The organism is Desulfatiglans anilini DSM 4660 (assembly GCF_000422285.1).
Lineage (GTDB): Bacteria > Desulfobacterota > DSM-4660 > Desulfatiglandales > Desulfatiglandaceae > Desulfatiglans > Desulfatiglans anilini.
Genome location: NZ_AULM01000001.1, coordinates 80,649 through 107,491, shown reverse-complemented (window position 1 = coordinate 107,491; position 26,843 = coordinate 80,649). Strand labels below are relative to the sequence as shown.

The 26,843-nt window shown below is 60.0% G+C and carries 24 protein-coding genes and 1 pseudogene; 14 read left to right on the top strand and 11 right to left on the bottom strand.

The genetic code is table 11. The features are described 5' to 3' along the window. Positions 1-154: 154 nt before the first annotated feature. Positions 155-3,727 (bottom strand): chromosome segregation protein SMC, encoded by a 3,573-nt coding sequence (gene smc / locus H567_RS0100460; protein ID WP_028319879.1) that lies wholly within the window; start codon positions 3,725-3,727, stop codon positions 155-157. A 339-nt stretch (positions 3,728-4,066) separates the two neighbouring features. Between smc and H567_RS0100450 the strand changes: the two genes are divergently transcribed. Next, positions 4,067-4,843: a DUF6125 family protein gene (locus H567_RS0100450; RefSeq protein WP_028319878.1), complete on the top strand. Its 777-nt coding sequence runs from the start codon at positions 4,067-4,069 to the stop codon at positions 4,841-4,843. Positions 4,844-5,044: 201 nt separating this feature from the next. Here the strand turns inward: H567_RS0100450 and radA are convergent, their stop codons facing one another. The 3 genes from radA to murA form a co-directional block, all read right to left on the bottom strand. Beyond that, positions 5,045-6,412, bottom strand: a complete 1,368-nt coding sequence (gene radA / locus H567_RS0100445; protein WP_028319877.1) for a DNA repair protein RadA — start codon at positions 6,410-6,412, stop codon at positions 5,045-5,047. Positions 6,413-6,637: 225 nt separating this feature from the next. Beyond that, positions 6,638-9,103 (bottom strand): DNA internalization-related competence protein ComEC/Rec2, encoded by a 2,466-nt coding sequence (locus tag H567_RS0100440; RefSeq protein WP_028319876.1) that lies wholly within the window; start codon positions 9,101-9,103, stop codon positions 6,638-6,640. A 4-nt stretch (positions 9,104-9,107) separates the two neighbouring features. Beyond that, positions 9,108-10,364, bottom strand: a complete 1,257-nt coding sequence (murA, locus tag H567_RS0100435) for a UDP-N-acetylglucosamine 1-carboxyvinyltransferase (protein WP_028319875.1) — start codon at positions 10,362-10,364, stop codon at positions 9,108-9,110. 536 nt (positions 10,365-10,900) lie between these two features. Between murA and H567_RS22265 the strand changes: the two genes are divergently transcribed. The 3 genes from H567_RS22265 to H567_RS0100420 all read left to right on the top strand — a co-directional run bounded on the left by H567_RS22265 (position 10,901) and on the right by H567_RS0100420 (position 12,955). Further along, positions 10,901-11,356: a Mut7-C RNAse domain-containing protein gene (locus tag H567_RS22265; protein ID WP_051184342.1), complete on the top strand. Its 456-nt coding sequence runs from the start codon at positions 10,901-10,903 to the stop codon at positions 11,354-11,356. Positions 11,357-11,866: 510 nt separating this feature from the next. Next, positions 11,867-12,079: a dodecin family protein gene (locus H567_RS0100425; RefSeq protein WP_028319874.1), complete on the top strand. Its 213-nt coding sequence runs from the start codon at positions 11,867-11,869 to the stop codon at positions 12,077-12,079. A 252-nt stretch (positions 12,080-12,331) separates the two neighbouring features. Further along, on the top strand, positions 12,332-12,955 hold the full coding sequence (locus H567_RS0100420; RefSeq protein WP_028319873.1) for a TetR/AcrR family transcriptional regulator: 624 nt from the start codon (positions 12,332-12,334) through the stop codon (positions 12,953-12,955). 111 nt (positions 12,956-13,066) lie between these two features. On the opposite strand, the gene rsmG is transcribed toward H567_RS0100420, so the two are convergent. Continuing rightward, positions 13,067-13,762 carry a 16S rRNA (guanine(527)-N(7))-methyltransferase RsmG gene (gene rsmG, locus H567_RS26790; protein WP_208598299.1) on the bottom strand — a complete coding sequence of 232 codons (696 nt, stop codon included), beginning with the start codon at positions 13,760-13,762 and terminating at the stop codon, positions 13,067-13,069. Next, positions 13,755-14,408, bottom strand: a complete 654-nt coding sequence (locus H567_RS0100410; protein WP_028319872.1) for an LOG family protein — start codon at positions 14,406-14,408, stop codon at positions 13,755-13,757. The genes rsmG and H567_RS0100410 overlap by 8 nt, the downstream gene beginning before the upstream one ends. A gap of 195 nt (positions 14,409-14,603) precedes the next feature. On the opposite strand from H567_RS0100410, the gene H567_RS0100405 reads away from it, so the two are divergent. From H567_RS0100405 to H567_RS0100370, 8 genes are all read left to right on the top strand, one after another. Continuing rightward, positions 14,604-15,755: an aminotransferase class IV gene (locus H567_RS0100405; protein WP_084516686.1), complete on the top strand. Its 1,152-nt coding sequence runs from the start codon at positions 14,604-14,606 to the stop codon at positions 15,753-15,755. Positions 15,756-15,797: 42 nt separating this feature from the next. Then, positions 15,798-16,004, top strand: coding sequence for a dodecin family protein (locus H567_RS0100400; RefSeq protein ID WP_028319870.1), 207 nt, complete (start codon positions 15,798-15,800; stop codon positions 16,002-16,004). Between the two features lie 91 nt (positions 16,005-16,095). Next, positions 16,096-16,299, top strand: coding sequence for a 4Fe-4S binding protein (locus H567_RS22255; protein ID WP_035252933.1), 204 nt, complete (start codon positions 16,096-16,098; stop codon positions 16,297-16,299). Positions 16,300-16,768: 469 nt separating this feature from the next. After that, positions 16,769-17,827: a 3-methyl-2-oxobutanoate dehydrogenase subunit VorB gene (locus H567_RS28940; protein ID WP_035252932.1), complete on the top strand. Its 1,059-nt coding sequence runs from the start codon at positions 16,769-16,771 to the stop codon at positions 17,825-17,827. Next, complete coding sequence (locus H567_RS28935; protein WP_028319867.1) at positions 17,828-18,568, top strand: thiamine pyrophosphate-dependent enzyme; 741 nt, start codon at positions 17,828-17,830, stop codon at positions 18,566-18,568. Further along, positions 18,568-19,122, top strand: coding sequence for a 2-oxoacid:ferredoxin oxidoreductase subunit gamma family protein (locus H567_RS0100380; protein ID WP_028319866.1), 555 nt, complete (start codon positions 18,568-18,570; stop codon positions 19,120-19,122). Before H567_RS28935 ends, H567_RS0100380 begins: the two co-directional genes overlap by 1 nt. Before the next feature lie 44 nt (positions 19,123-19,166). Then, on the top strand, positions 19,167-19,871 hold the full coding sequence (locus tag H567_RS22250) for a helix-turn-helix domain-containing protein (protein ID WP_161626534.1): 705 nt from the start codon (positions 19,167-19,169) through the stop codon (positions 19,869-19,871). A 10-nt stretch (positions 19,872-19,881) separates the two neighbouring features. Beyond that, positions 19,882-20,310 (top strand): DUF1178 family protein, encoded by a 429-nt coding sequence (locus H567_RS0100370; protein ID WP_028319865.1) that lies wholly within the window; start codon positions 19,882-19,884, stop codon positions 20,308-20,310. A 197-nt stretch (positions 20,311-20,507) separates the two neighbouring features. Here H567_RS0100370 and H567_RS29750 read toward each other — a convergent pair whose 3' ends face one another. Beyond that, positions 20,508-20,630, bottom strand: a complete 123-nt coding sequence (locus H567_RS29750; protein WP_279614958.1) for a hypothetical protein — start codon at positions 20,628-20,630, stop codon at positions 20,508-20,510. A 26-nt stretch (positions 20,631-20,656) separates the two neighbouring features. Next, positions 20,657-21,121 carry a flavodoxin family protein gene (locus H567_RS0100360; RefSeq protein ID WP_028319864.1) on the bottom strand — a complete coding sequence of 155 codons (465 nt, stop codon included), beginning with the start codon at positions 21,119-21,121 and terminating at the stop codon, positions 20,657-20,659. A gap of 388 nt (positions 21,122-21,509) precedes the next feature. Between H567_RS0100360 and H567_RS0100355 the strand changes: the two are divergent. Next, a pseudogene (locus H567_RS0100355) lies at positions 21,510-22,088 on the top strand (IMP cyclohydrolase); the annotation flags it as partial. Positions 22,089-22,390: 302 nt separating this feature from the next. Further along, positions 22,391-22,732, top strand: a complete 342-nt coding sequence (locus H567_RS0100350; RefSeq protein ID WP_028319862.1) for a hypothetical protein — start codon at positions 22,391-22,393, stop codon at positions 22,730-22,732. A gap of 310 nt (positions 22,733-23,042) precedes the next feature. On the opposite strand, the gene gltA is transcribed toward H567_RS0100350, so the two are convergent. The 3 genes from gltA to H567_RS0100335 all read right to left on the bottom strand — a co-directional run bounded on the left by gltA (position 23,043) and on the right by H567_RS0100335 (position 26,432). Then, on the bottom strand, positions 23,043-24,458 hold the full coding sequence (gltA, locus tag H567_RS0100345) for an NADPH-dependent glutamate synthase (RefSeq protein ID WP_315861772.1): 1,416 nt from the start codon (positions 24,456-24,458) through the stop codon (positions 23,043-23,045). A 63-nt stretch (positions 24,459-24,521) separates the two neighbouring features. After that, complete coding sequence (locus tag H567_RS0100340; protein ID WP_028319860.1) at positions 24,522-25,358, bottom strand: sulfide/dihydroorotate dehydrogenase-like FAD/NAD-binding protein; 837 nt, start codon at positions 25,356-25,358, stop codon at positions 24,522-24,524. A gap of 249 nt (positions 25,359-25,607) precedes the next feature. Continuing rightward, positions 25,608-26,432, bottom strand: a complete 825-nt coding sequence (locus H567_RS0100335) for a nitroreductase family protein (RefSeq protein WP_028319859.1) — start codon at positions 26,430-26,432, stop codon at positions 25,608-25,610. Between the last annotated feature and the right edge of the window lie 411 nt (positions 26,433-26,843).

Genomic DNA, 26,843 nt, shown 5'->3' with positions numbered 1-26,843 from the left:
TTCGCGGCGGGTCCCGGTTTCTTTACACCCTTCGGGTGCTCAGTCCCAGCCTTTCGCTGGCAGGAACCCGGCAAGAGAATGCCCGCGGCCAGCCGGCCGAGCAGCCTTGGAGATTGCCGGCGCCACTGGAGCGGGCCGGCGGTGACCCCTCGGTTCAGTGCCGCCTCACCCTTTCCAGATCCACGGACACGAGCTTCGATATCCCGGCCTGCTCCATCGTAACACCGAACAGGCGGTCGCTGATGGACATGCTTTTCCGGCTGTGCGTCACCATGATGATCTGCGAAGCGCGCTTGATCTCGAGCAGCAGGTGGTTGAAACGGTCTACATTCTCCTCGTCCAGCGGTGCATCCACTTCGTCGAGCAGACAGAAGGGGCTGGGTTTGATCATGTAGATGGCGAAGAGAAGGGCCATCGCCACCAGGGCCTTCTCTCCACCTGAGAGGAGCCCCATGTGGCTCAGCCGCTTCCCGGGCGGCTTCACCTCCACCAGGACGCCGCTATCGAGCGGACGCTCCTCGTCGGTGAGCTTCAACCCGGCCTCGCCGCCGTTGAAGAGGATGGGAAAAATCTCCTTCAGCTTGGCATCGACCTGGTCGAACGTCTCACGGAACCGCTCGAGAGAGGTCCGGTTGATCTTCCGGATGGCCGCCCGGAGGGAATCGATGGACTGGATCAGATCCTGCCGCTGTCCCTGGATGAAATCGTACCGCTCCTTCAAGGCCTCATACTCTCTGATGGCCACGAGATTCACCTCGCCAAGGGCCAGGCGCCGCGCCTTTTTTTCCTTGATTTCGTTCTCCAGGTCGACCTTCGAAGCCGCCTCCTGGAGATGCTCCCTGAAAACGGCGGCCAGATCCAGATTGAAGTTCTCCTGCACCTTTTCCACGAGGGCCTGCATCTGCAGTCGGATCTCGGAATGGGCCATCTGGAGGCGATTGATCCGTTCCCTGAGATCCTGTATCTCCCCCCTGATCCGCCCGGCGGCGGCCTCGCCGGTCTTGATTTCCTCTACGAACCCCTGAAAGGCGCGCTCCTTCTCCTCCATCCAGCCCTGCATCTCGCGCAGATCCGCGTAAGCCAATCCGAGTTCCCTGGCCACCGCCGCACGTCTTTCTTCGGCTCCGGCCTTCTTTTCCAGGCCTTCGGCCAGATCCTCGTCGATGCGCGCCAGGCGGCCGGCAGCCTCTTGCGCATAGGCATCCAGCCTCTCGATATCACGCAGGATCCCCCTGCGCTCTTCCCGCAGGAGCCGATCATCGCTTTCCGCCTGCGCGAAGGCCTCCTTCAGCCGATCGATCTCCTCCGCAGCCGCCTCGACCTCCGCCTTTTTCTCCTCGAAAGCCGCCTCCTCCCTGGCCTGACGGGCGGCGCACAGATCCAGGGCGGCCCTGACCTTTTCAAGTTCAGCCCGGTGCCTGATCAATTCTTTGTCCTTGCGTTCGAGGTCCTCGCTCACTCTTTCGGACATCCTTTGCAGCTGATCGACTTCCTGGCTCAGGCGGAAGACGGCCTTGTCGAGTTCGTTGCGCTCATCCCGCAGATCCCACCTGCGTTTGTCGAGGGCCTCGACCGCCATGCGCCGGTCCTCGACCTCCGTTTCGATCTGTTCAAGGCGTTCTTTCAAGCTCTCCGCACGGGTGCGCCCCGCATCGACCTGGGCCTTCAATTCCGTCATTTCCCGTTTGCGTGCGAGCAGCCCCTGGGTAACCCGCGAAAAGCGCCCCCCGCTGATAACGCCCCGCTCATCCACCATGTCCCCGTCGACCGTCACGAAACAGCAATCCTTCCCGTTTGCCTTCCAGGCCTTGAGGGCGGTTTCGAGGTCGTCCACCACCAGCGTCCGTCCCAGCAGGGTGCCAAAGAGCGGTACATATTTGTCGGGGCAGGAAATGAAGCTCACAAGGGGGTGGGCGCCGGGATACATCTTGCGGCCGTTGCCGTTCTCCCCGTTCAGGTCCTCGATCGGCACGAAGCTGCTTCGCCCCCGGTCCTCCTGCTTGAGATATTCGACCGCCTGACGTCCGTCCTCCTGCGTCGCGACGATCACGGACTGGAGGTTCTCCGCCAACACCGCCTCCACCGCCTGCTCATAGTGCGGCTGCACGTCGATCATGTCAGCGACCAGGCCGAGGATCCGGCCCTCCTTGTGCGGAGCGAGATCCTGCGCCCTCATGATGTTGCGGACGCCTTTCTGGTACCCTTCGTAATTGTCGAGAAGCGTCTGAAGGCTCCCAAGCCGGGTCTGGAAAACCGTCCACTCCTTTTCGGCCGTTTTGAACTCCGTCTCCACCCGCCTTCCAACCTGCTTGAGCTCATCCAGCAGATCGGTCTCCCCGGCGATGGCATCCTCGAGCTCCCGCAGCCGCTCCGCAACAGCCTCACGGGCAAGCGCCCGCGTCTCGGAGGCTGTCATGACCTTTTCCATCTTCTGGCTCAGTTCGCCTTTTTCCGTCTCCAGCCGCGAACGACGATCGACGATCTGCTCGATCGTCTTCTCCAGGTAGCCGGACTCCTGGCTGAGGCCCGCCCGCCGCTTGTCCCGCGACAGGATGTCCTCCCGGACCGCCTCGAACTCGTCCTTGAGCGTCTGGAAGGCCTCCCGGCGCGACTTCACGTGCTCGCGTCGACGGCCGAGTTCCTGCTCCATCTCCCTTATAGCGAGGCGTTTTTCCTCCGCTCCACGTTCGAGGGCCTGGCGCTCGAGGGCCAATTCCCGGCAGCGCCGCACGATGTCTTCCTTTTCCTGCAGAAGACGCTCGCCCATCTCATGCTGCATCCGGATCTCGGATCCGAGGGTTTCCTGGAGCGATTCCTGACGGTGGACCGCTTCCTTCAAGACTTCATAGCGTCGTCTGCGATCCCTGAGATCGCTCTCGGCCGTCTGCCTCATCCCATCGAGCGCCGACAGATTCGCATCGGCCTGGGCAAGCGCGGCAGTCCGCTCGATCTCCTGCTCGACGAGCCCCTCGGAGGCCTGAAGCCGATCTTTCAATTGGCCGAGCATCTGCTGATAAGCGTTGCTTGCCAGGGTCAGTTCGAACCGGGCGATCTCCTCCGAGATCTCCTTGTAGCGCCTTGCCTTGGCCGCCTGTCGCTGGAGGGAGCGCATCTGCCGTTCCACCTCCCCAAGGACATCCTCGACACGCCGCAAATTCTCCTCGGTGAGTTCGATCTTCTTCCCCGTCACTTCCGCCTGCCGGCGGAATTTGGTAATCCCGGCGGCCTCTTCGAGCATCACCCGGGTCTCCTCCGGCCGCTGCTCCAGGATGTTGCCGATCCGGCCCTGACCGATAATGGAATAGGCCTTGTTGCCAAGGCCCGTGTCCATGAACAGCTCCTGAATGTCCTTCAACCGGCAGGCGGCGCCGTTGATGAGATACTCGCTCTCTCCGGATCGATAGAGCCGTCTGGTGACCGCGATCTCCGGATCATGCCGGAAGGCGGGATGGGTCACCGCGCCGTCCTCGTTATCGAAGAGCAGGGACACCTCGGCCATCCCGAAGGCCTTGTAATCCCCGGCGCCGTTGAAAATCACGTCCTCCATGCGCAGGCCCCGCAGCTGTTTGGGGCTCTGCTCCCCCATGCACCAGCGGATGGCGTCTATGATGTTGCTCTTTCCGCAGCCGTTCGGCCCCACCACCCCGCTGATCCCCTTCGGGAAAGCGATGTCGACCCGGTCCATAAAGGATTTGAACCCGCGGATGGAGAGCTTGTTGATACGCATGTGCGCCTCCTGTAAGGCCGATCCTTCCTTCAGACGGAGCAACACATCGGCAGAAAAAGGCTATCGCTCGGATTTTATAGCCTATCTGAGGCCTTTTGTAAAGAAGAAATACTATATCCTGTGGCAGATGGCCCCATAAAAGTCAATATGTTGTATTTCGATACCCTATTCGCTGAATGAATCGATTTGCCAAAGAGCGCGGATTCATGCTATGAAGCGGTGATGTTTCACATGAAACACCACCGCTTCACCGGTTCCACCCGCCACGAGACCAGCCGGCGCTCTGCATCGAGAAGGCGGCCGGAGCGGCCGATTCCATTTACACCAGGAGACGAGACCATGGCAGAGGACATCACGAGACCCGAAGATATGGGCAAGGAAGACCTGGCCCGGTTCGTGCTGGACATCTTCCACCGCATCGCGGTGCACCACACGCTCTGGCTCAGGGAAGTGGAGCACCAGATGGGCATGCCCAAGGCCCTCGGTGTCCTGGGAACGGCCTACCAGGAAACCTACGCAGTGCAAATGAAGCGGATGGCCAAACTGTTCAACTTCGAGCTGGTCGAGGGCATACCCAAGCCCCTCCTGGAACGCTCCCGGGAAGAGCTGCTCGAGGCGGCGGACGAGGTCTCCAAGAACTGGCTTGCCAATGACGGCATCTGGTTCCAGGCCGTCGAATTCGCCCATGGCATGAACGATGCCAAGCGCTGCAACGATTCCTGCTGGACGCGGTACTCGCCCTTCGAGGCCTGGTCCATCCGCAGGCTGCTCCACCTGCCCGAGCGACCGGGCCTCGAAGGATTGAAAACAGCCTTGCGTTTTCGCACTTACGCCCGCGTGAACGTGCAGACCATCATCGACGAAGGGGCGGAAAGCTTCGTCTTCCAGATGAATGACTGCCGCGTCCAGTCGGCACGCAAACGCAAAGGGCTGGACGACTACCCGTGCACCTCGGTCGGTCTGGTCGAATACACCTATTTCGCGGAAGCCATCGATCCCCGCATCGAGACCGAGTGCATCGGCTGTCCGCCGGGCCCCCATCCCGAGGAGTGGTATTGCGCCTGGCGCTTCCGCCTGAAAGCGCCAGGCGAGTCCCGCGCGGCTGGCCATCCGTAGCCTGTCAGGGCGTCCGGGCGGAGCGTGAAGACCGCACGCGGCAACCCGGATGGAAACCCGGGGCCTTTCGAGGCACAACACAGGGGCTTCTCCCGCGCTCCTCCACCAAGCCTGCGGGCCCGTCTTCCACTCCGGTCGCAAGTCCGTCTTCGTCAGCGGAATCCCTTAGGGAAGGGGGCGGAGAAGGCCGACCGCCCCGACCTACCCGAACAGTACATCGAAGAGTTCCTGGATCGACCTTACGCCGGTCAACTGCATGCCTTCCACCGCCTGAAGCCCCTCGAGACGGCTGCGGGACAGGCAGCAGCGGCTGAAACCGAGCTTCCGTGCTTCACGGATGCGCAGATCGGGGTGATTGACGCCGCGCACCTCTCCGGCGAGGCCCACCTCCCCGAAAAACACCCAGTCCTGCGGCACCGGCCGGTCCAGAAAACTGGACATCAAGGCGGAAACGAGTCCAAGATCGGCCGCCGGCTCATCGACCCGCAGGCCGCCGGCGATGTTGACGAAGATATCCTGCTCCGCCAGCTGCATTCCCAGACGCTTTTCGAGGACCGCCACGAGCAGCGCGATGCGGTGCTGATCCATTCCCGAGGCCGTCCGCCGCGCCGTCCCGAACGAACTCGGCCCCACGAGCGCCTGAATCTCGACCAGCAGCGGACGCGTGCCCTCCAGACACGGGAACACAACGGAGCCGGAGGTGTTTTCCGGCCGCTCCTCCAAAAAGATGCGCGACGGGTTTCCCACTTCGCAAAGGCCGGCGTCCTTCATCTCGAAGACGCCGATCTCGTTGCAGGGTCCGTAACGGTTCTTCACGGCCCGCAGGATACGGTAAAGATGCCCGCGGTCCCCTTCGAAATAGAGGACCGTGTCCACAAGGTGCTCCAGGACCTTAGGCCCGGCGATGGCCCCTTCTTTTGTGACGTGCCCGATCAGGAAGACCGGGATGCCCGACCCCTTCGCCAGGTCCATCAGCCGCAGGGCCGCCTCCCGCACCTGCCCGACGCTCCCGGGCGCCGCCCCCATGTCCTGTGAATAAACGGTCTGGATCGAATCGACGGCGAGAAGCGAGGGTTTCAGCTCCCCCACCTGCTTCAGCAGTTCGTCTATGCACGTCCCGGTCAAGACGAAAAGCCGATCGGCCCGGATCCCGATACGCTCGGCCCTCAGCCCGATCTGCTGGGCCGATTCCTCCCCTGAAAAATAGAGGGCGGACCTCCCGCCCTCCGTCAGCTTTGCAAGAATCTGCAGGATCAGCGTCGACTTGCCGATCCCGGGCTCGCCGCCGATCAGGGTCACCGAACCCGGCACCACCCCTCCTCCGAGCGTCCGGTCGAACTCCGGGATCCCCGCAACGTAGCGCATTTCGCTCTCGAGGGATATGGATGTGATCGGCTCCGGCCGCCCGATGGACGAACGGCGCCCGCCCCGACGGCCCTCGGCTTGGACCTCGGTTTCCTCCATGAAGCTGTTCCAGGATCCGCAATCCGGACACCGCCCGAGCCACTTGGGCGCCTGGTAGCCGCAGCTCCCACAGACAAACAGATGCCTCGTTTTTCCTGATCCCATAAAGCAACATCCACCCTGAAATGGTTCGCACCTGCCCCTTTCCGCCGACGGCGTCGAGTGGGGGCGGCCGGGGCCGGATCGACGGCAAAGAAAGGGCCTTCCCGAGAGGTTTTCAGCTTTCCGAAACCCGACCGGCCCGTCCTGGACCGCGCCACAACCCTCTTTTGCTCACCTTGAAATGAACATCCAGCGCGGGGCCGCCTCCATCACCCAACAAGGGTTTTCTTACAGCAGGCCCTCCCCGGGAGCCCCTCTCAACTCCAACTTTCTCCCGTTATAGGTGCGCATCGACAGCCTCCCCTCCCGAACGGTGCAGACCACGGCCCCGTCGCAATCGGTTCGAAACACCTCGCAGCCTCTGGCAGAGTAACCCGCAAGGGTGCGTGCGTCGGGAAAATCACCGCCGGCCCCGCACGAAATGACACATATCCGCGGGCGCACCCGAGCGAGAAAAACATCGGAGCTCGAGGTGGCGCTTCCATGGTGCGGGGAGAGCAGGACATCGCTCTTGAGGGCCTCCCCGCAGCGGTTGGCCAGCAGCGCTTCAGCCGGTCTTTCGATGTCTCCCGGAAACAGAAAGGCGAAGCCCTGATAGGACAATTTCAAGACCAGAGAACGATTGTTGAAACCAAGTCCCTCCGCTTCCGGCTCCATCCCGTCCTTTCCGGGCTGCAGGACCTCAACCCTCACCCCGTTGATCATCGTCGCGTCCGGTCCGGCGGGCGGCAGCCGCGGGAAGATGCGCTCCTCCTCGAGGGTCAGCGCGAGGCGCCGGTAGAGGTCATTGTCTGCGGTATCCCCGTTGTACCAGAATTCCGACGGTGAGAATGATGCCGCGATAAAGGGGAGGCCCCCCATGTGATCCGCCTCCGGGTGGCTCAGGACCAGGTAATCCAATTGTCGAATCTTCGCCTGCCACAAGAAGGGCGCCACCACCATACGCCCGACATCGAAGGTTCCCCCGCTGAAACCGCCCCCGTCGACAAGCATTTTCTTTCCCCCGGGAAATTCGACCAGGGCCGCGTTGCCCTGCCCCACATCCAGAAAGGTAACGCGCATATCCTCGTTGAGGTAGACCCGTTTGACCCAATAGACGGAATCGAACAGGACCAGCAAGGCGACCGACATCGCCAGCCGCTTCGCCCAGAGACTTCGTCGAAAAAAGTAAAGCGAGAGCAGTCCCAGGTAAAAAAGGGCGATCTCGAAGCCGTTCGGAGTAGGCAGCCACACGCCTGCCCAGGGCAGATCCGCCCAGAAACGGACGAGCCACAGGACAACGGACTGGCCCCAGCCGGACATTTCGACCAGAACCCCGGCCGCCTCCTCCGAAAACGGGAGTAAAAAGGCGCCGAACAACCCCAGCGGCAATACCCAGCACCCCAAGATGGGAACAGCCGAGAGATTGGCGGGAACCACCACCAACGGGAAGCGGTGGAAGTAATAAACCGTCAAAGGCAGCAGGAAGAGGGTGGCGCACAAAGAAACCGCCGCGAGCCCGGCAAAATATCCGAATACGCGTCGCGAACCCCGCCCTTCCGAACCCTTTCGAGGCGCGTTGAGACCCAGCCTGTCCGTGAAAACGGGCATGAACCACAGCAGACCCGCGACCGCCCCGAAAGAGAGTTGAAAGGAGATGGAAAAGATGGCTTGGGGGTCCACCGCGAGGATCAACAGCGCAGCCAACGCCAGGGTGGACCACCTGTCCCGCGATCGGCCCCAGAGCCCGGCCCCCAGGAAAATCAAGACCATGAGGACGGCCCGTTGGGCCGACACCTGAAACCCGGCCATCCCGAGGTAGACCAGGACGGTGAGAGCCGTGACCGATGCAGCCGGGACACCCACCGGCACGCACAGCGCCAGATGCGGGGAATAAAGCAGCAAACGGCGCAAGCCGAAAAAGGTCAACCCAGCCAGCAAACCCATGTGCAGCCCGGAGACGGCGAGGATGTGCGCCAGGCCGCTGACATTGAAACGGTCCTGCGTTGTTTGATCGACAGCGCTCCGATCCCCCAGCAGAATCGCCTGAGAAAACGCCGCCCTCCGCTCATCGAGCCGTTCGATCAAGAGCCCCCGAAAACGCTCGCGTCCTTCTTCGAAAAACGCTTTGACAGGGAGCCGTTCCCCATACCCAAGAGGCACCACCAGACGGCCGTCCGAAACCACCGCCCGGCAGCTGAACCCTTGGCAGGCCATTTGGCCTTCGTAGTCATAGGCGCCGGGATTCGCAAAATTGCGGAAAACGCGAAGCCGTGCTGGCAACTGAACGCGTTCTCCTGCGCGCAGGGGAACCCCCTTGCCGTAAACAGAGACGAGAACCTTCTCGTCGGCGCTCAGAGCGGTCCGACCGATGATCACTCGCTCTACGGCCAGCGCGAATCGCCCGCGCCCATTTTCGGCACGGACAGGATTCAGAACCGTCCCCACCAGCCCGAGCTGCGGCTCCTGGGGAGCCAGGACATCGAGGATCGGCAAAGGATGGTGGATGCTCTCGACGAGGGCCGCAGCCGCTACGATTCCAGGGAGCAGAAACATCACACGGCGGCCCCTGGGGAAAAGAAGGGTCAAAAGCACGAAAACAGCTGCGGCGGCGCCCAGGGCCGCGACAAAATAACCCCCGGCGAAGTGGAACCGGTGCCCCAGCAGAATCCCGGCCACCCATGCACAAAGAACGGGAACAAGCGGCCGGTGCATTGTTTCATTCTTTCTCGCGCCAGATCGCAGCGCCGAGGCCCTGAAACTTCACATCCAGCGCCTCGTAGCCCCGGTCGAGGTGATAGATCCGGCTGACCTCGGTCCGGCCGCCCTCGGCGGCCAGGCCCGCCAGCACCAGGCAGGCGCTCGCACGCAGGTCGGTTGCCATGACCGGGGCCGCTGAAAGACGCTCCCTCCCTCTGACCAGCGCCTGGTTGCCGTTGATTTCGATGTCGGCGCCCATCCGCTTGAGCTCGCTCACATGGATAAACCGGTTTTCGAAAATCGTCTCGCGAATGAGGCTCGACCCGCGGGCGACGCACATCAGAGCCATGAACTGCGCCTGCAGATCCGTCGGAAAACCCGGGAAAGGCATGGTCTTGATATCCACCCCGCGGATCTCTTCGGAGCCCTGTACGCGGATGCAACCCGGCACGACCTCCACGCCGACCCCCGCGGACTTGAGCTTCTCCATCAGGGCGCCCACGTGTTCCGGCCGGCAGCCGCTGATCGACACATCCCCTCCCGTCATCGCCGCGGCAATCATGAAGGTCCCGGTCTCGATCCGGTCCGGAATGATGGTATGCTCGACGCCCTTCAGGCTCTCGACCCCTTCGATCGTGATGATGTCCCCGCCGTCGCCCTCGATCTGCGCCCCCATCGCACGCAGCAGATCCGCCAAATCTTTCACCTCGGGCTCGTTGGCGGCATTCCGCAGGACCGTCCGGCCTTCCGCCAGTACAGCAGCCATCATGATGTTTTCGGTGCCGGTCACGGTGGGGATGTCGAAAAAGATATCGGCCCCTTTCAGCCGGCCGGCCGTGGCGTGGATATATCCTTGATCGAGATGCATATCCGCACCCATGGCCACCAGCGCCCGCAGATGCAGATTGACCGGCCGGGCTCCGATCGCGCAGCCTCCGGGCAGAGAAATCCTTGCCTTTCCCTGCCTGGCCAGAAGCGGGCCGAGCAGCAGGATCGAGGCGCGCATCGTCCTGACCAGGTCGTAGGGGGCCTCATAGCCGCTCAAATCCGAGGCGTCCACCCCCAGGAAATCCTCGCCCTCATCGAAGCGCACCCCCAACTGCTCCATGATCCTGACGATCGTGGAAATATCCCGCAGCCGGGGGACATTTCGCAGCACATGCCGCCCACCCCCCAGAAGACAGCCCGCCATAATCGGAAGGGCGGCGTTTTTCGCTCCACTCACGGAAACCGCCCCTCGGAGGGGGCGGCCGCCTTCTATTACCATCTTTTCCATTTTGGTTTCCTCATAGTTCGTATCCATCCGGAAATGATTTCGCGGTGGGACTCAGTTTCCAATCCGGGAATGAGGATTTTTAGCCAATATCAAGGAAATTAAGCGTTTGCGCTGAGGCGACCTGCAGGTCGCCTCACAAGCAAACGTGCAGATTGACGCCGAGATTGGCTAATAAAGACCATTCCCGGATGGAAAGTTCATCACAGCCGCTTGGCGCCTCAAACCGACCCGCACGCGGCCTTCCACCCCCGCCCGGGTCTTGGAGAGCAGCCTTCGGCCCAGAGCCAGGCGCCTGGCCTTTCAGCAGGGTCTCCGGACGGTCTGCACCCGAGCGTCTGAAGCTCGGACTCTCCGCTATTCCGGACCCCGTTCATGTCCTCTTCTTGCCCAAGTCCTCCTGCCCGTCGGGGGCGAACTCCTACACCCCCAACCAGCCGGCCCGCCCGGGTCACTTCCTCGACCAGGTGCGGCCGATCTACGGTTTATAACAATTGTTTTTCCCGGTCAACAAAGATAGACTGACGTGGAGGTGAGAGATGAGATTCGTCGCCGACTGTATGCTCGGCAGCCTGGCCAAGTGGCTGAGGGTGCTCGGTTTCGATACGATCTATCAAAGAAGCTACGGCCCTGGATTTCCCGCCGACTTCCCCATGGACGATCGGATCCTGCTCTCGAGGCAGCAGGCACGCGTCGCCTCTCATCCCGGGGCCGTGCTCATCCGGGCCGAACGTACCGGACCCCAGCTGATGGAGCTGCGTGAAAGCCTCGGAATCGATCCCCCGTCATCCCAGTGGCTCAGCCGGTGCATCCGGTGCAACGCCCCTCTGGAACCCGCTCCGGACAATCTCTCAGAAACGGTGCCCGACTATGTCCAGGCGATTCACCATGGGGCCATCCGCTTTTGCCCCGTCTGCCGCCGCTGTTTCTGGCCGGGAACCCACCGGGAACGGATGCTGGCGCAACTTGCGGACTGGGGATTTCCCGCCGGCTGAGCCGGACTCCATCCTGCCATGATCTTTTTTCCCCTTTCGACGCCAACGGGCAGATCTGCTTGTGCGACGGCTCATCTGGCGCTTACGCACAAACGCTCGCTTTCCTTGATAGGGGACAAGCCGGAACCCGCCCCGAAGGAGTGGGACTGAGCACCCGAAAGGTGTGAAGAAACCGGGACCCGCCGCGAAGGGGTGGAACTGCGCACGCGCAGCGTGTGAAGAAAAACCCTTCTTTACCGGTGTGGAGCCTGAACTGGATTTCGATGGTTTCCCGGTGGCTGCGAGCGGCATGATTCCTCCGGACACAAGGGTCCCGGCGGAAAGATTCCCTTGAAAAGAGCGGTTTTTGTGCTAAACTGAATACGGTTCTTTTTGCCGTTGTTTCGTCTGCGCGGCCGGTGCACCAGGCCGAGCCCGCATTGGAACCATCCTCAATGGGAAAGGAGGTGGTCTCTTTCCAAGGTCTTCTGATCGGCGCTAACCTTCACATCAGAGGAAAGGAGAAACGAAATGGCTGGAAGCACTTACAAGATCATCCAATTGGTGGGGACGAGTGATGTGTCCTGGGAAGAAGCGGCCAAGACCGCGATTGACACCGCCGGTACATCACTGCGGGATCTTCGGGTCGCTGAAATAACCAGACTGGACGTTACGGTGGAAAACGGAAAAATCACATCCTATCGGGCAAGACTGAACGTTTCCTTCAAGTACACCAAGGATTAGGCGGCTTCTGTTTGAGAATGCATATGGAATACCGGCGCGGTTCAGTCCAGAAACGATGACCTGGTCAAAATCGAAGCGATCGGCCGAAGGGGTGATCTTATCCGTCACCGCAGAGGGCTCCTCCCTCTCCGACCGGAGAAAAAGGCTGGACAACTCGTTTCTGGACCGGAACCGGGCAGACCTGGTTCGACATGGGGAAATCTCCGCATCACCTGTTTGCCGATCCATTTCACCCTTCATGAGAGAGCTTCCATGTATAGAACATTTAAAAAGCTGACGGTCCTCGATCAAATTGCTTCATCAGACAAAGTGCGTCGTCAGATTGTCGACACGGCGGCAAATCTTTATGCCAGGAAAGGGTTCGCTTCCACATCGATACAGGAAATCTCCGAGGCGGCCGGAGTAAGCCTGCCTGTCACCTACCATTACGTCAAAAACAAGTCGGAGATCATGCGCCTCATCATGGAAGACCTGCTCGGAGCCTTCCGTGAAAATTTGACCCGCGAGCTTGAAGACATCCAGGACCCGGAAGAAAAGCTGGCGATTGCCTTGGTCATTTACCATCGAATTCTGGACCGCGAAAAGGAAAAAGTGCTTCTTTTTTACCAGAAATCCGCCTCACTGGATCGGGCATCGAAAACGCGCATCATGCAAATGGAGGTGGATATCAGCCGGATTTTCGCGGGCATTCTGGAGGATGGCATAGAACAAGGCCTTTTCAGAAAGGTCGACGTTGATTTGATGGCCTACAACATCATCATCATGGCCCACATGTGGGTTTTGAAACACTGGCATTTCAAAAACCGCTTGACCCTCGATCAGTACATCGACAACCAGGTTGCAACGGTTTTCCATGCACTGGAATCGTCGCACTGAGGCCTTTTTCACCCAGAGCCTATCCGGAAGACCAAACGCTGCACCCCCGAAAGCGCCGGGCGGCTGGCCTCTGCGCGGTGAAGCAACGGGTGGTGTGCGCCAGGTTGAAATCTAATGGCCTTCTCTTACAGGGTCGTCGGCGTCGCGTTTCGCCAAGACCAGGAGGTGGCGAAGCGTCGGTTTTCGAGGCAGCCGGTACGGAAGCACCTGCTCCAAACGGATTGAAAAGATTTGCAATTGCGGATCAATGCTGTTCACCACAGCCGTCAGGTCTTCTCCTGCAAAAAGCAGCATTCGGCCGCTGGGAGCGAGATAGGGTGCCCCCAGCCGCAAAGCCTGCGGGGGAGGCGCTACAGCCCGTGCCGTAACGCACGAGTAGCCGCCGGCGCTGCGTTTTGACCAGTCTTCCCCTGCCCTGCCCCTGAACACTTCGATCCCCTCGAGCCGCATCACCCGGATGACATGCCGCAGAAACGAGACCCGCCGCGCATTGGCTTCCAGCAGATGGACCATCACGGCCGGCTGACAGATCTTGATGGGAATAGCCGGAAATCCCGCACCCGAACCGATATCGAGCAGGCTTCCTCCTGCGGGGAGAATCGATCCGGCCATCAGGGAATCCAGGAGCAATTCACGGACCACTTCCTCGCGGGAGCGCAGGCCGGTCAGATTCATCCGTCGATTCCACTCCCAAAGCTCGGCGAGATAGGCCCCCAACAGGCCAAGGGCCCGATCGCCCAGGGGACAGCGCAGGCCCTCGGCCCACTCCGTGACCATTCGTCTCTCTTCGGAGGTCAGCTCAGACAATGACACGCCTTTTGATGATCCCCACGGCCTCCTCGGGCGTGTCCACGACCCGGAAAATGTCGAGGTCTGAGGGCGAAATGGTCTTCCCCTTGAGCATGGTGTCTCTGATCCAGTCCACCAGACCTCCCCAGAATTTCGAGCCGATCATGATCACGGGGAAGGAACGGATCCGTTCCGTCTGGATCAGCGTCAGGGCCTCGAAAAGTTCGTCGAGGGTCCCGAAACCTCCCGGCATGATAATGTAAGCGACGGCGTATTTGACGAACATAACCTTACGAATGAAGAAGTATTTGAAATTCAATCTGATATTCGAATAAGGGTTCGCCTGCTGCTCGTTCGGGAGTTCGATGTGCAGGCCGACGGATTTGCCACCCGCATCGGCCGCGCCCTTGTTGGCCGCCTCCATGATCCCCGGGCCTCCGCCGGAGATGACGTTGAACCCGTTTTCAACCAGCAGCCGGGAGGTCTTGACGGTCATCTTATAAGCCTGGCTCTGGGGTTTGGCGCGCGCGGAGCCGAAGATGGTGACCGCCGGATGCACGTCCGGCAGGACATCGAAGCCGTCGACAAATTCGGCAATGATGTTGAACATGCGCCATGTGTCCTTGATGGTGATATCATCCACCAAGAATTGTCTTTCACTCATGGGAAGGCTTCCTTTCTGGCATGGTCGAGCTTCGGGGCCCCGGCTCAACCGTGGACGATCAGCGGCACCTCCGGCTTTCCACAACCGGGTCCCGGGGGCCGACCCGCACGCTCCAGCTTCCTTTCAAGACAGGAACACAAAAATTGATTGATTTTTAGAATTTAATTGTTTAGCTTTCTGACCGGATCGGCTAGTATGGTAGTTTTTGGTTATAATGGTGTCAAGCACTTGTCACGGTTGATACGCATCAAACCGTTTCCTTATCGGCCTTTCGAGTGGCAGGCATCGAACCTTATTCAACGCTCCGGTGGCAGGGATCTGTACACCGTGGATCATGGGGTCTTCCCGTCATCGATGATGAAACTTCCAGAGATCACCAGAACCGATTTTTTCGACCGTATCAGCGCCCGGGAAAAACCCTGGCAGCATAATTACCTGACGATGTACTCGACCCAGTGGGGAGGATTCACGACGGATCCCGACCTGATGTTGATCCCTGTCGACGACCACCTTGTCCACCGGGGCGACGGGGTCTTCGACGTCATGCGCTGCGTCGACGGCAAGATCTACCAGATGGAGGAGCATCTCAAGCGGCTGAACCGTTCGGCCCGCGCCATTTCCCTCTCCCCGCCCGAAGTCTATGCCGATATTAGAGATCTGATCCGGTTTCTCGTACGGAAAGGCGGCCAAAGGGACTGCCTGATCCGCCTAATGGTGTCGCGTGGTCCGGGAAGTTTCACCGCCAACCCGTTCGATTGTCCTGAAAGCCAGTTGTACGTCAACGTGATCCGGTTCAAAGGCCTGCCAGAAGCCCACTACCGGGAGGGCATTTCCATCATTACAAGCCGCATCCCCATCAAAAAATCGTTTTTTGCCACCATCAAATCCTGTGACTATCTGCCCAATGTTCTGATGAAGATGGAGGCGGTCGAGGCGGGCTGCGGGTATTCCGTCGGGTTGGATGAAAAGGGATTTCTTGCCGAGGGTTCGACGGAAAACCTCGGTATCGTCACGGCAGAGGGCATTCTGAAATTCCCCGGACTGGACACGACGCTTTCGGGCATCACCGAGCAGCGGGTTTTCGAGCTGGCCCGGCAGCTGGTGCAGGAGGGACACCTCAAAGACGCCGTCTTCGGCGAAATACCCCCCGAGGAGGCCTATCAGGCCCGGGAGGTTTTCCTCACGGGAACGTCTCTCGACATCCTGCCGGTTGTTCGCTTCGACGGCCGCACCATCGGAGACGGCACCCCCGGTCCAGGCTATGCCCGATTGCATAGACTTCTTCGACAGGATATGCGGAACAACGAACGGCTGCTCACGCCCGTCATCTGGGAAGACGCCCAATAAAAGCTACGAAGAGGATTCGATTTGGAAACAGGAGAGGTAGACATGGAACGTGTTGCAAGGGTAACGGAGATTATCGCAGCGTCACCCCACAGTTTCGATGAAGCCATCCGGGTCGGTTTCGAAAGGGCGAACCGCACTCTGCGGGGAATCACCGGGTTGCGTGTCATCGAGCAGCGTGTCTCCGTAGAAGAAGGACAAATCAAAGAGTTCCGCGTGCGCCTGGAGGTCATTTTCGTCCTCGAAACGTAATAGGTTTAGATCCGGAACCAACCCTGTCGAACCGACTGTCCCCGATCCGGAAAAGAAGGCTCGGAAACTGCGTAGAAAGACATGCTGAATCATGGCCTTGATCAAATTTAGAGAAGAACGCTGCAAGGGGTGTGGACTCTGCGTACTGGCCTGTCCCAAAGGGCTCCTCAGTATCAGCTCCTCCATCAATCTGTCGGGTTATCCCACCGCTCACATCAGCGATATGGAGGCATGCACCGGTTGTAAACTGTGCGCTGAGATGTGCCCCGATGTGGTGATCACGGTGTACAAATGATATCCCCTCGTAAAAACGCTTAGAATGGTGTCCCCTGTCCGGCGCTGAATCGGTTTTCAGACGTCGGAAACCCGTGTTCTGCGAAGCATCTCAGGCAGCCGGTACACCTCGGGAACATGGATTGAATCTTAAGGGGTTGTCATCTTCGAGAACGGGGTACCTATTCGCCCCGCTGCGCGGCTTGCCATGCCAACCCTGCTCGGGAAATCCTGAAGATTCAGGCGGCAGACACCGGTGAAGAACTATCGATAGGGAACGTTGCCCTCCCTGGAGGCCAGTGGAACTATCCGCACCACCAAACGAGGCCTGAAGACAAAACAGGACAACCTCGAGCCCGAGAGCATTGCACAGCCCTCGATCATTGGCGCAGGGGCAAAAACCGTCGTCTTCAGGCGGAAGATGAAGCAGTTCGAGATTCCCATCGCTCCCTTCCCTTTGTGGAAGCGATGGCATTGAGGAGAAAAACGGTTTGGAGACTTTGTTCGTAAAAGGCAACGAAGCCATCGCCATGGGCGCCATCGAAGCCGGATGCCGTTTTTATTTCGGCTATCCCATCACTCCCCAGAACGACATCCCGGAGTATATGTCCAAGCATCTGCCGGCCGTCGGGGGCACTTTCATACAGGCCGAAAGCGAGATAGCGTCCATCAACATGCTCCTGGGCGCAAGCGCCACCGGAGCACGGGCCATGACCTCCTCTTCGAGCCCGGGCATTTCCCTGAAGCAGGAGGGGATTTCTTACCTGTGCGGCAGCCAGATACCGGGTGTCATTGTCAACATGAGCCGCAGTGGACCCGGCCTCGGGGGGATCTCGCCATCGCAGGGCGACTATTTTCAGGCCACCAGGGGCGGCGGGCACGGGGACTACCGGACGATCGTTCTGGCCCCCTCATCCGTCCAGGAGGCCTATGACCTCACGATGCGGGCCTTCGACCTCGCCGACAAATACCGGAATCCGGTTCTAATCCTGGGCGACGCATTGCTGGGGCAGATCAAAGAACCCTTGAAAACACGCCCATACAGAGGAACCCCCCCCGAAAAGGATTGGATTCTTACGGGCGCCTCCGGGCGGCCCCGCCGGATCCTCAAATCCCTCTACCTCTCGGAAGGCGAACTCACGGACCACAACTGGTTCCTTTACCGCAAGTATCAGCAGATGAAGCGCGAGATCCGCTTTGAAACCCAGAATTTGGATGATGCGAAGCTGCTCGTCGTCGCATTCGGCTCACTGGCACGCATCGTGAAGAGCGCTGTGGGTATGGCCCGTGAAAAAGGCATGCTGATCGGCCTCCTGCGACCGATCACCCTTTACCCCTTTCCCTATGCTGCGCTGGAAAAGATCTCCCGGAAGATCAGAAATTTCATGGCGGTGGAACTGAGTACGGGCCAAATGGTCGAAGACGTCAAACTGGCCGTCGGACACAAGAAGAACCAGGTGGATTTCTATGGCAGACCGCCCGGCTCCATCCCGTCGCCGGACGAAATCTTTCATGAAATCGCCAAAGTCTACAAAAAGAGGATCGCATAAATGGAGCAGGTTTTTTCAAGACCCCAAAGCCTCATTGACGTGCCGTTCCACTTCTGCCCGGGCTGTCACCATGGCATCATCCACCGCCTGACGGCCGAATGCATCGATCGGTATGCCTTGCAGGAAACGTCCATCGCGGTGGCCTCCGTCGGCTGCTCGGTGTTTCTTTATGATTATCTGGATGTCGATGTGCTCGAGGCCCCGCACGGACGCGCAGCAGCAGTCGCGACCGGTGTCAAGCGGGCCCGGCCCGACCGCTTCGTCTTCACCTATCAGGGGGACGGGGATCTCGCAGCCATCGGGACCGCCGAAATCATCCACGCCGCCAACCGCGGAGACCGCATCACGGTCATCTTCGTCAACAATACGGTCTTCGGAATGACCGGCGGCCAAATGGCCCCGACGACGATGCCCGGTCAGGAAACCACGACGACACCGTTTGGAAGAGATCCAGCCGTAAACGGTTTCCCCATCCGGATGGCGGAACTTTTGGGCGGACTGACCGGCACGACCTTTGTCGCCCGCGGGGCGGTCGACACCCCTAAGAACCTCGTGAAGACCCGCAAGTACATGCAGCGCGCCTTTGAGGTTCAGACCACCGGCGAGGGGTTCGGTTTCGTGGAGATCCTTTCCGCCTGTCCGACGAACTGGAAAATGTCGCCGGAGCGCGCCAACAAGCGGGTCAAGGAAGAGATGATCCCCTATTTCCCGCTGGGCATCTTCAAGGGGGGTGACGCCTAATGTATTTTGACACGATCATAGCGGGTTTCGGGGGCCAGGGCGTTCTGCTCATGGGCAACATCCTAGCCTATGCCGCGATGGGTGAAAAGAAGAGGGTGACCTACATGCCGGTCTACGGCGTCGAGATGCGTGGAGGGACAGCCAACTGCACCGTCGTCGTCTCCGACCAGGAAATCGGTTCGCCCATCATCCAGCGGCCGGTTTCAGCCATTGTCATGAACCGTCCTTCCCTTGACAAATTCGGACCCCGTGTTCGCAAAGGCGGAACGCTGGTCGTCAATGCCTCTCTGATCCCTGAAGAAGCGGCGCAGTTCCGGGGGGTGGATTGCCTTATGGTCCCCAGCCGCGAGCTGGCCCTGCAGCTCGGGAACGAACGGCTGGCCAACATGGTCGTGCTTGGCGCGGCTGTTCGCCGCACTGGCGTCGTCCGGGTCCGCTCGCTCAAGAAGGCCCTTTATGGTGCGCTTGACCGGCGTTACCACAGCATGATAGAGTCGAATAGCAAGGCCTTGGAGCTGGGCGCCCGTTTCGCTGCAGACAATGGGCATCCGTAATGAAGCCCTCTTCCCCCAACCACAAGGAAAGGAAGGTCGGCGTTATGGACGAGGATCGGAACCGCGATGAGGCACGGGATACCTACCAGGACTTTCTGAGCGATATCAACGAGCAGTTCGCCAGGCAAAGCCAGGAAAAGGATTTCATGGACAGCATCCCCGGCGAGCCTGGTGAAGGTGCGGACTACGAAGTCGACGTCGGTCAGCGCGTGCGCGCCGTAAGGCAGAAGCGGGGGCTCACGCTCGAGGATGTCTCCAGGCGAACCGATCTGGACGTGGGTCTGCTTGCCTCCATTGAAGACGGTGCCGTAGCCCCGCCCCTGGGCACGGTGATCAAGCTGGCCAAGGCCCTCGAAATGAAGATGGGCTATTTCATATCCGGCCAGGAAAACCGCCCTTTTACCATCGTGCACCATCAGGACCGGAAGATCGTGTCCCGCTACGATTCCACCAAGGGCAAACGGTACGGGTATGAATACATCTCGCTCGCCCCGCACAAGGTCGACCGCCACATGGAGCCCTTCATCGTAGTGCTGGCACCCGCCGAGACCGAAGAGGAACGTTCGAGCCACGACGGTCAGGAATTCATCTACGTCCTTGAAGGCGCCATGGCGGTTTACTTGGAGGACGAACGATACGTGCTCGAAACCGGCGATGCCATCTACTATGATTCGACCGTTCCCCACCTGGTGAAGTGTCACGGTGACAAACCGGCGAAGATTCTCGCCGTTCTCTACACAGAACGCTGAGGCGGCCGCTGTGATCGCTTTCGATCTCAAGTGCTCTAGAGACCATGTCTTCGAAGGCTGGTTCGACAGCATCGAGGCCTTCGAAGATCAGAACGCCAGGCGTTTGATCACCTGCCCGTATTGCGAGGATTCCAACATCCGAAGAATCATGTCTCCTGTGTCCATCAAGAAGGCCTCTCCCGCACCCTCCCACGATGCATCCCAACCGGTCGACTACCATGCACTCGCCATGGCGGTCTTGCGATCCATTCACGCTACCTTTGACGACGTAGGGACGCAGTTTGCCGGAGAGGCCCTCAAGATTCACTATGGCGTTTCGGAAAAAAGGAACATCCGCGGTTCAGCTACGGACGAAGAGGAAAAGATGCTCAAAGAGGAGGGCGTCGAATTCTTCAAATTCCCTGTCCCCAGATTCCCCGAAGACAAGAAGACCAATTGATTTTCTTCATGCAGCGGGCCTTTGAGACCAGGTTCGACCCCGATGAATGCCATCGGAACCGGTTTCTTCTCGGCGCGCCCTGATCGCCTGGAACCTGAATGGCTGCAGGCTGGCTAGCAGCCATCCGGAAATGGTTTCTCGGTAGAACCCAGTTTCCATCCGGGAATGAGGATTTTTTCTTCACACCCTGCAGGTGCTCAGCCCCAACGCTTCGCAGCAGCCCTTTGCTCGTCAATACCAATAAAATCAATCGGTTGCGCTGAGTCGAATTGTAATTCGCCGCACAAACAAACGGGCAGATTGACGACGAGATTGGCCAAAAAGACCATTTCCGGGTGGAAACTGGCTAGTAGATGCCTGCATCACAGCCGGCCGCCACCGTTTGCCCCAACTCGCGGCACTGCGCCAGGTTCTGTTCCGTCAATTCTCCGCGGGCGATGACCGCCTCACAGACCTTCTTGAGTGGATAACCGATGCAGATCCGCTCGATCGCCGCAAGAGCGCCTCGCCCGTCGTTCCCGGCGCTGACAAAGACCGCATAGGGTTTCTTGAAAACCTTTCTTTCGACTCTGGCGGATTCGTAGGTTCGATCAAAGAAATCTTTGACCGCCCCCGCCATGTACCCGAAATACTCGGGCGAGCCGAGGACCAGTCCGTCGCAGTCAACCAGATCCGCAAGCGTAGCCTGGAAGGCCTCTTTCAGAACCACGCGGACACCCTCCACCTCTCCTGCACCAGCCGCAACGGCTTCCGCCATCTTGCGCGTGTTGCCTCCCTGGGAGTGATAAACCACCAGGATTGAACAGGCCATAAAGACGCTCCCCCTTGCACCCGCCCGCGGATCGCCCACGCCCGGTCTCCAGAGCAGCCCACGGTCACCGTTCCTTGCGGGGCATCGCCTCCGTCTCTTCGCCTGGAAGCGGAGGCCCCTTTTCTTCGCCGGCACTGAACCGATCAGGCGGTTGCCAAAAATCCCGTTTTGGATTATACAGGGTGCTCGCCCTGGATGCGCCCCAGGCCCCGAGGCGAAACGATCATCGAGGGCGGGCTTATTTCAACAAGAACCCGCGCCTTTCCAGGGCGGCCCTCTACGGCTGCGCTTCGAACCGGCCGGCCGAAACGGCGGATACCCCTCACGCCGCAGCAGCCATTGAAGATCCTCACCGCGCCTGGATCATATCCACATCAGGAGGCAGACCATGGCTAAGATCGAGCGTGCCATCATCAGCGTGACAGACAAAACCGGTATCGTCCATTTTGCATCGGCTCTAGCCCCTTTCGGGGTCCAGATCCTGTCCACCGGCGGAACAGCCCGAACCCTGCGGGACGGGGGCCTCACCGTCACCGACATCTCGCAGTACACCGGATTTCCGGAAATGCTGGACGGAAGGGTCAAGACCCTGCATCCCAAGGTCCACGGCGGACTGCTCGGGTTGAGAGACAACCACGAACACAGGGACATGATGTCGCGCCACGGCATTCAGACCATCGACATGCTCGTGGTCAATCTTTACCAGTTCGAAAAAACGGTCGCCGACCCTCAAGTCACCTTGGAGCAGGCCATAGAAAATATCGACATCGGCGGACCGGCCATGCTGCGCTCTGCAGCGAAAAATTTCCGGGATGTCACGGTGATCGTCGATCCAGCGGATTACCCCCGGGTCCTGGATGAAATGGCGTCGTCGGGTGGAGAGACCACCCTGAAAACACGTTTTGAACTGGCCAAAAAGGTTTTCGCGCTGACCCACCGCTATGACGGCGCGATCTCGCAATATCTGAGCGGCGTCGCGTTATAGGGGATTGGCGCGATCATCGGAGCCGGGGCTTGCAGCGCGTGGAGTCTTTTCCCGGCAGGGCATGTTCTTGTGGACATGCCTCCCCTTTTTTTCGCAGTAGACCGCCTGGAAGGTTTGGCAACTCCCGGACCCGTCCAGCCCTGCCTCTTTCGGCCAACAGGCATAGATGCATTGAAGGTCACAGAAAAACATGTTCAAGACAGGCTCAACCGTGTTTTTTTACCCAAGTCTCGGGGTCGTTCCAACCCCCCCGAGGCCCCTGACGCAGAGACAAGGGGTTCGCCATGAGCCGATTCATGCAGATCGAGATCCGTATCCAACCGGTTTATGAGGCCGGCTTCGCTTCAGATTTTCCCCGCATCGCAGATTTTCTGAGGCTTGCCGGCTACGGTGAGGTCCTCGAAGCCGAGCCGTCTTTCTACGCTCTGGTCGACCGCCTGGAGATGCTTGCGCGGGACCCGCATGTCCCGGAGCAGATGAAGCCTGCCCTGAAACGTCTTCTCCCCGTTATGCTCGACCTGCGCAATAAGGCCCGGGAAACGCTCCTCCAGCGGGAGTTGGATGCACTCGATCGACTACTCTATCAACTGGAAGACGCCTTTGAAGATCTCGAAAGCCAGCTGTAACTCGCAGGGTCCCCACACCGCAGCTCTTCACAAAACGGAAGCCGGCGGGACACCGGATGTGCTGCGGTACCCCGCCAGCTCGCCGATCTCAGTGGGCTCAAGCCGATGAGTTTTGTCTGTGCAGAACGATCCTCTGCACACGCGCATTTTCAACTCCGGAGGGCTCTTTTCCCCGTCATCCGCAGACCGGACACCACCCCTGCAAAGCCTGCGGACCGGCCTCGGGAGTGGATTGGAAGAGCCATGCCCGGCCGCACCCCCCCGCATGCCGATAAAACAGTGCAGCGCCATCCCCGGATGAAGAGGTGCGCTACCAGCCCCAGGTCAGATATTTGTGGATCGAATCGGAGGCCATACGCCCGGCGCCCATCGCCAGGATAACGGTGGCCTGCCCGGTGACGATATCGCCTCCGGCCCACACGCCCTTCTTGGTCGTCTTTCCCGTTTCGGGATCAGCGATGATGTAGCCCCACTTCGTCAGTTGCAGTCCTTCCGTGCTCCGCGTCAGCAGCGGGTTCGCACCGGCTCCGACCGAAATGACCGCCAGGTCGCAGTCCAGGGTGAACTTGGAGCCCTCGACCGGCACCGGGCGGCGGCGGCCCGAGGCATCCGGTTCACCCAGTTCCATCTTGAGGCATTCCATGGCCTTGACGCGTCCGTTTTCATCCCCGATAAAGCGCGTCGGCGCCGTCAGCAGGTGGAATTCGATCCCTTCCTCCTCGGCATGATGGATCTCGGCCTTTCTGGCAGGCATCTCGTCCCGTGAACGCCGGTATACGATCCTCACCCGGTCCGCCCCGAGCCGCATCGCCGTTCTGGCCGAGTCCATAGCCACGTTACCGGCGCCCAGCACGGCCACATCCTTCCCGCGCACGATCGGTGTATCGTACTCGGGGAAGAGATAGGCCTTCATCAGGTTGGCCCGTGTGAGGTACTCGTTGGCCGAATAGATGCCGATCAGGTTTTCGCCCGGGATGTTGAGGAAACTCGGCAGCCCTGCCCCGACCCCGATATAGACGGCATCGAACCCCTCTTCGAACAGTTCGTCAACGGAGACCGTACGCCCGACTACCGAGTTGCACTGCAGCTTTGCGCCGAGCCGCTCGAGAAAATTGACTTCCGAGTACACGATCTCTTTGGGGAGCCGGAATTCGGGGATCCCGTAGACAAGCACGCCGCCCGGTTTGTGGAAGGCCTCGAAGATCGTCACGTCGTGGCCCTTCAGGATCAGGTCGCCGGCGACGGTCAGACCTGAAGGTCCGGACCCTACGACAGCCACACGCTTCCCGGTCGGCTCGGCCTTGGGCGGCAGGTCGCCCTTTCCGTTCGCCCTTTCCCAATCGGCCACGAAGCGCTCCAGGTTGCCGATCGCCACAGGCTCGCCTTTTTTCCCGAGGATGCACAGGCCTTCGCACTGGATCTCCTGGGGGCACACCCGGCCGCAGACCGCCGGCAGGGCGTTCCGCTCCCAGATCTTACGGACGGCTTTGGTAAAATCGCCCTCCTTGACATGTTTGATGAAGGCCGGGATCTCGATCGACACGGGACAGCCGTTCATGCAGGCCGGATTCTTGCACTGCAGGCATCGCTCGGCCTCCTTCATCGCCATCTCCGCCGTGTATCCTCTCGGAACCTCTTCGAAGTTCCTCCGCCTCACCTCTGCGGACTGCTCCGGCATGGGCTGTCTGGGCACTTTTTCCTTCTTTTCCGTCGTTTCCGCCATCATATCCTCCATTCTATCTGAAACCCTATCAGGGACTTACGCTTCGTCGTTCACCGGAGAGGCTTTTCAACCCGCCTGGCACTTGCAGGCATACTGCTGCATCGCCACAGCCTCGTCTTCCTTGTAGGCATTCAGGCGCTGCGACAACTCGTCGAAATCGACCTTGTGGCCGTCGAACTCAGGACCGTCGACACAAGCGAATCGGGTCTCGCCCCCGATGGTCACCCGGCAGCAGCCGCACATCCCCGTGCCGTCGACCATAATGGCGTTCAGACTGACGAGGGTCTTGACCTTGTACTGCTCCGTCACCTTGCAGACGAACTTCATCATGGGAACCGGGCCGATACCGACCACCATCTTGACGTCTTCCTTTTCGAGGATCTCCTTCAGGACATCCGTCACAAACCCATGATGGCCGTAGCTGCCGTCATCCGTACACACGTGCAGCTCGTTCGAAGCCGCCTTCATCTTGTCTTCCAGGATCAGCAGGTCTTTCGTGCGCGCGCCGATGATCGCGATGACACGGTTGCCTATTTCCTTCAATCCGCGTGTAATGGGGTGCAGGACGGCCACGCCGGTTCCACCGCCCACGCACACCACCGTCCCGAGTTTTTCGAGATGGGTCGCTTGCCCGAGCGGCCCGATGACATCCTGAAAACGCTCGCCCACCTGCAGCGACTTGAACAGCGTGGTGGATTTGCCCACCACCTGATAAATGATCGTGATGGTGCCCTTTTTCGGGTCCGTATCGGCCATGGTCAGAGGGATACGCTCTCCGGTCTCATTGGCCTTCAGAATGACAAATTGTCCCGGCTTGGCCTTCCTGGCGATCGCGGGCGCACTGATCTCGTTCAGAACGACTGTCCCGCCGGCCATTTCCTGCCGTTTCAAGATTTCGAACATCTTGCACCTCCATAGAATTTAGAGTGAAATTCACCGAATGCGGTTTAGCATACTGCCCCTGACCTGTCAAAAGAAAACATTCACAAGCGGCGACCCTCCGTCTTGCGCTGAAAAAATTCTCCGCAAAGCGCCCGCACATGCCGCCTCACGCCCGCGGAGCCGGAATCGACGCCTGCAGGTCTTCCTGGCCGTGATCTGTTGACACGGGCGCACCCTGCAAGCCAGAGATGAATGCCCGCCTTCTCTTATTCAGCGCCAGATGATCGAGGGGGCTTTGCGCTTCGGGATCCTATGGTACGTGTATTTGGGATACCCGAGCATCATGACCCCGTAGGAAAGGTGTTCCTCCGGCAGATCGAGCGCCTGCAACAGCGGCGGCGATAGGTTGGCGGCCGTATTGATGTAACCGGCCCAACACGCCCCGAGCCCGTGGGAAGGGGCTGCCAGTTCGAGATAGGTCAGTGCGATGGTGCAGGCGGTGGCCGCAAGCCGCGCGTCCTTCGCCGCATGCGCCACCACCAGGCAGGGGGCTTGCCGGGCGATCGGATCCTTGCCGGATTCCCACTGCAAAACGGTCCGCGCCATATGGAACGTTTCAGCCAGGGGCGATGCGGCCGCGATCAATGACCTCATCCAAGCGACGACCAAGCCTGCAATCGGCTGGATCCGTTCCTGCCCGGAAACCACCAGCCACCTGACGGGCTGCATATTGTGTGCGGACGGGGCATGCGCTGCAAGCGCGATCAGTTCCTCGACCAGCCCTGGCTCGACCGGGCGCTCCCTGAAGACCCGGATGGAACGTCGACCCCGCAGAAGGGCCGAGACGGCATTCCGAGAAAGCGGCCAGTCCTTCCCCATTGGCGGACAGACATCCGGGGGCACCTTTCGATGGGAAAGGGCCCCATGGGGGCAGACCGCGACGCAATGCCCGCAGGCGATGCAGAGCTCTTCGGCATCCGGCCCCAGCCAAGGCGGGGAACCGTCCTCCGCGAAATGGATGATCTTCATAGGGCATACCGCAGCACAGCTGCCGTCCCTCCTGCACGTCTGAGAATCCACTGAAAAAAGGGTCATACGGATTTGCTCCTACCTGTTGGCTTGCGTCTCGCAGAAATCCGTTCCGTCATGGTGGGCCGGCCGAGGCCGGGAGCTCACGAGCCACTTCCCCGGCGGTGCGTCCAACTTCTCCGAACCCGGCGCAACCATACGGCAAGCGCGCCCAGGTGTCAAGGAAACGACGGCTATTTTATGCTTGAAATTCTCTAAGCTTATCTCTTATTCTGGTAATTTATTCGGTAACTGTCCAGAGACGCTCACTCAGGCGCCGCCGACCCTGTGGCCCCTGCATCGAACCGGCGGAAAGAAAGGCTTGACGGCATCTGTCGAGCAGGACCCCCGGTTCGGCCCGCAGCCAAGGCCCGTGTCAACACGAGGCGCGAAGCATGCGGGGGTCGATCCGACCTTGCCCGTCTGGACGTAAAAACA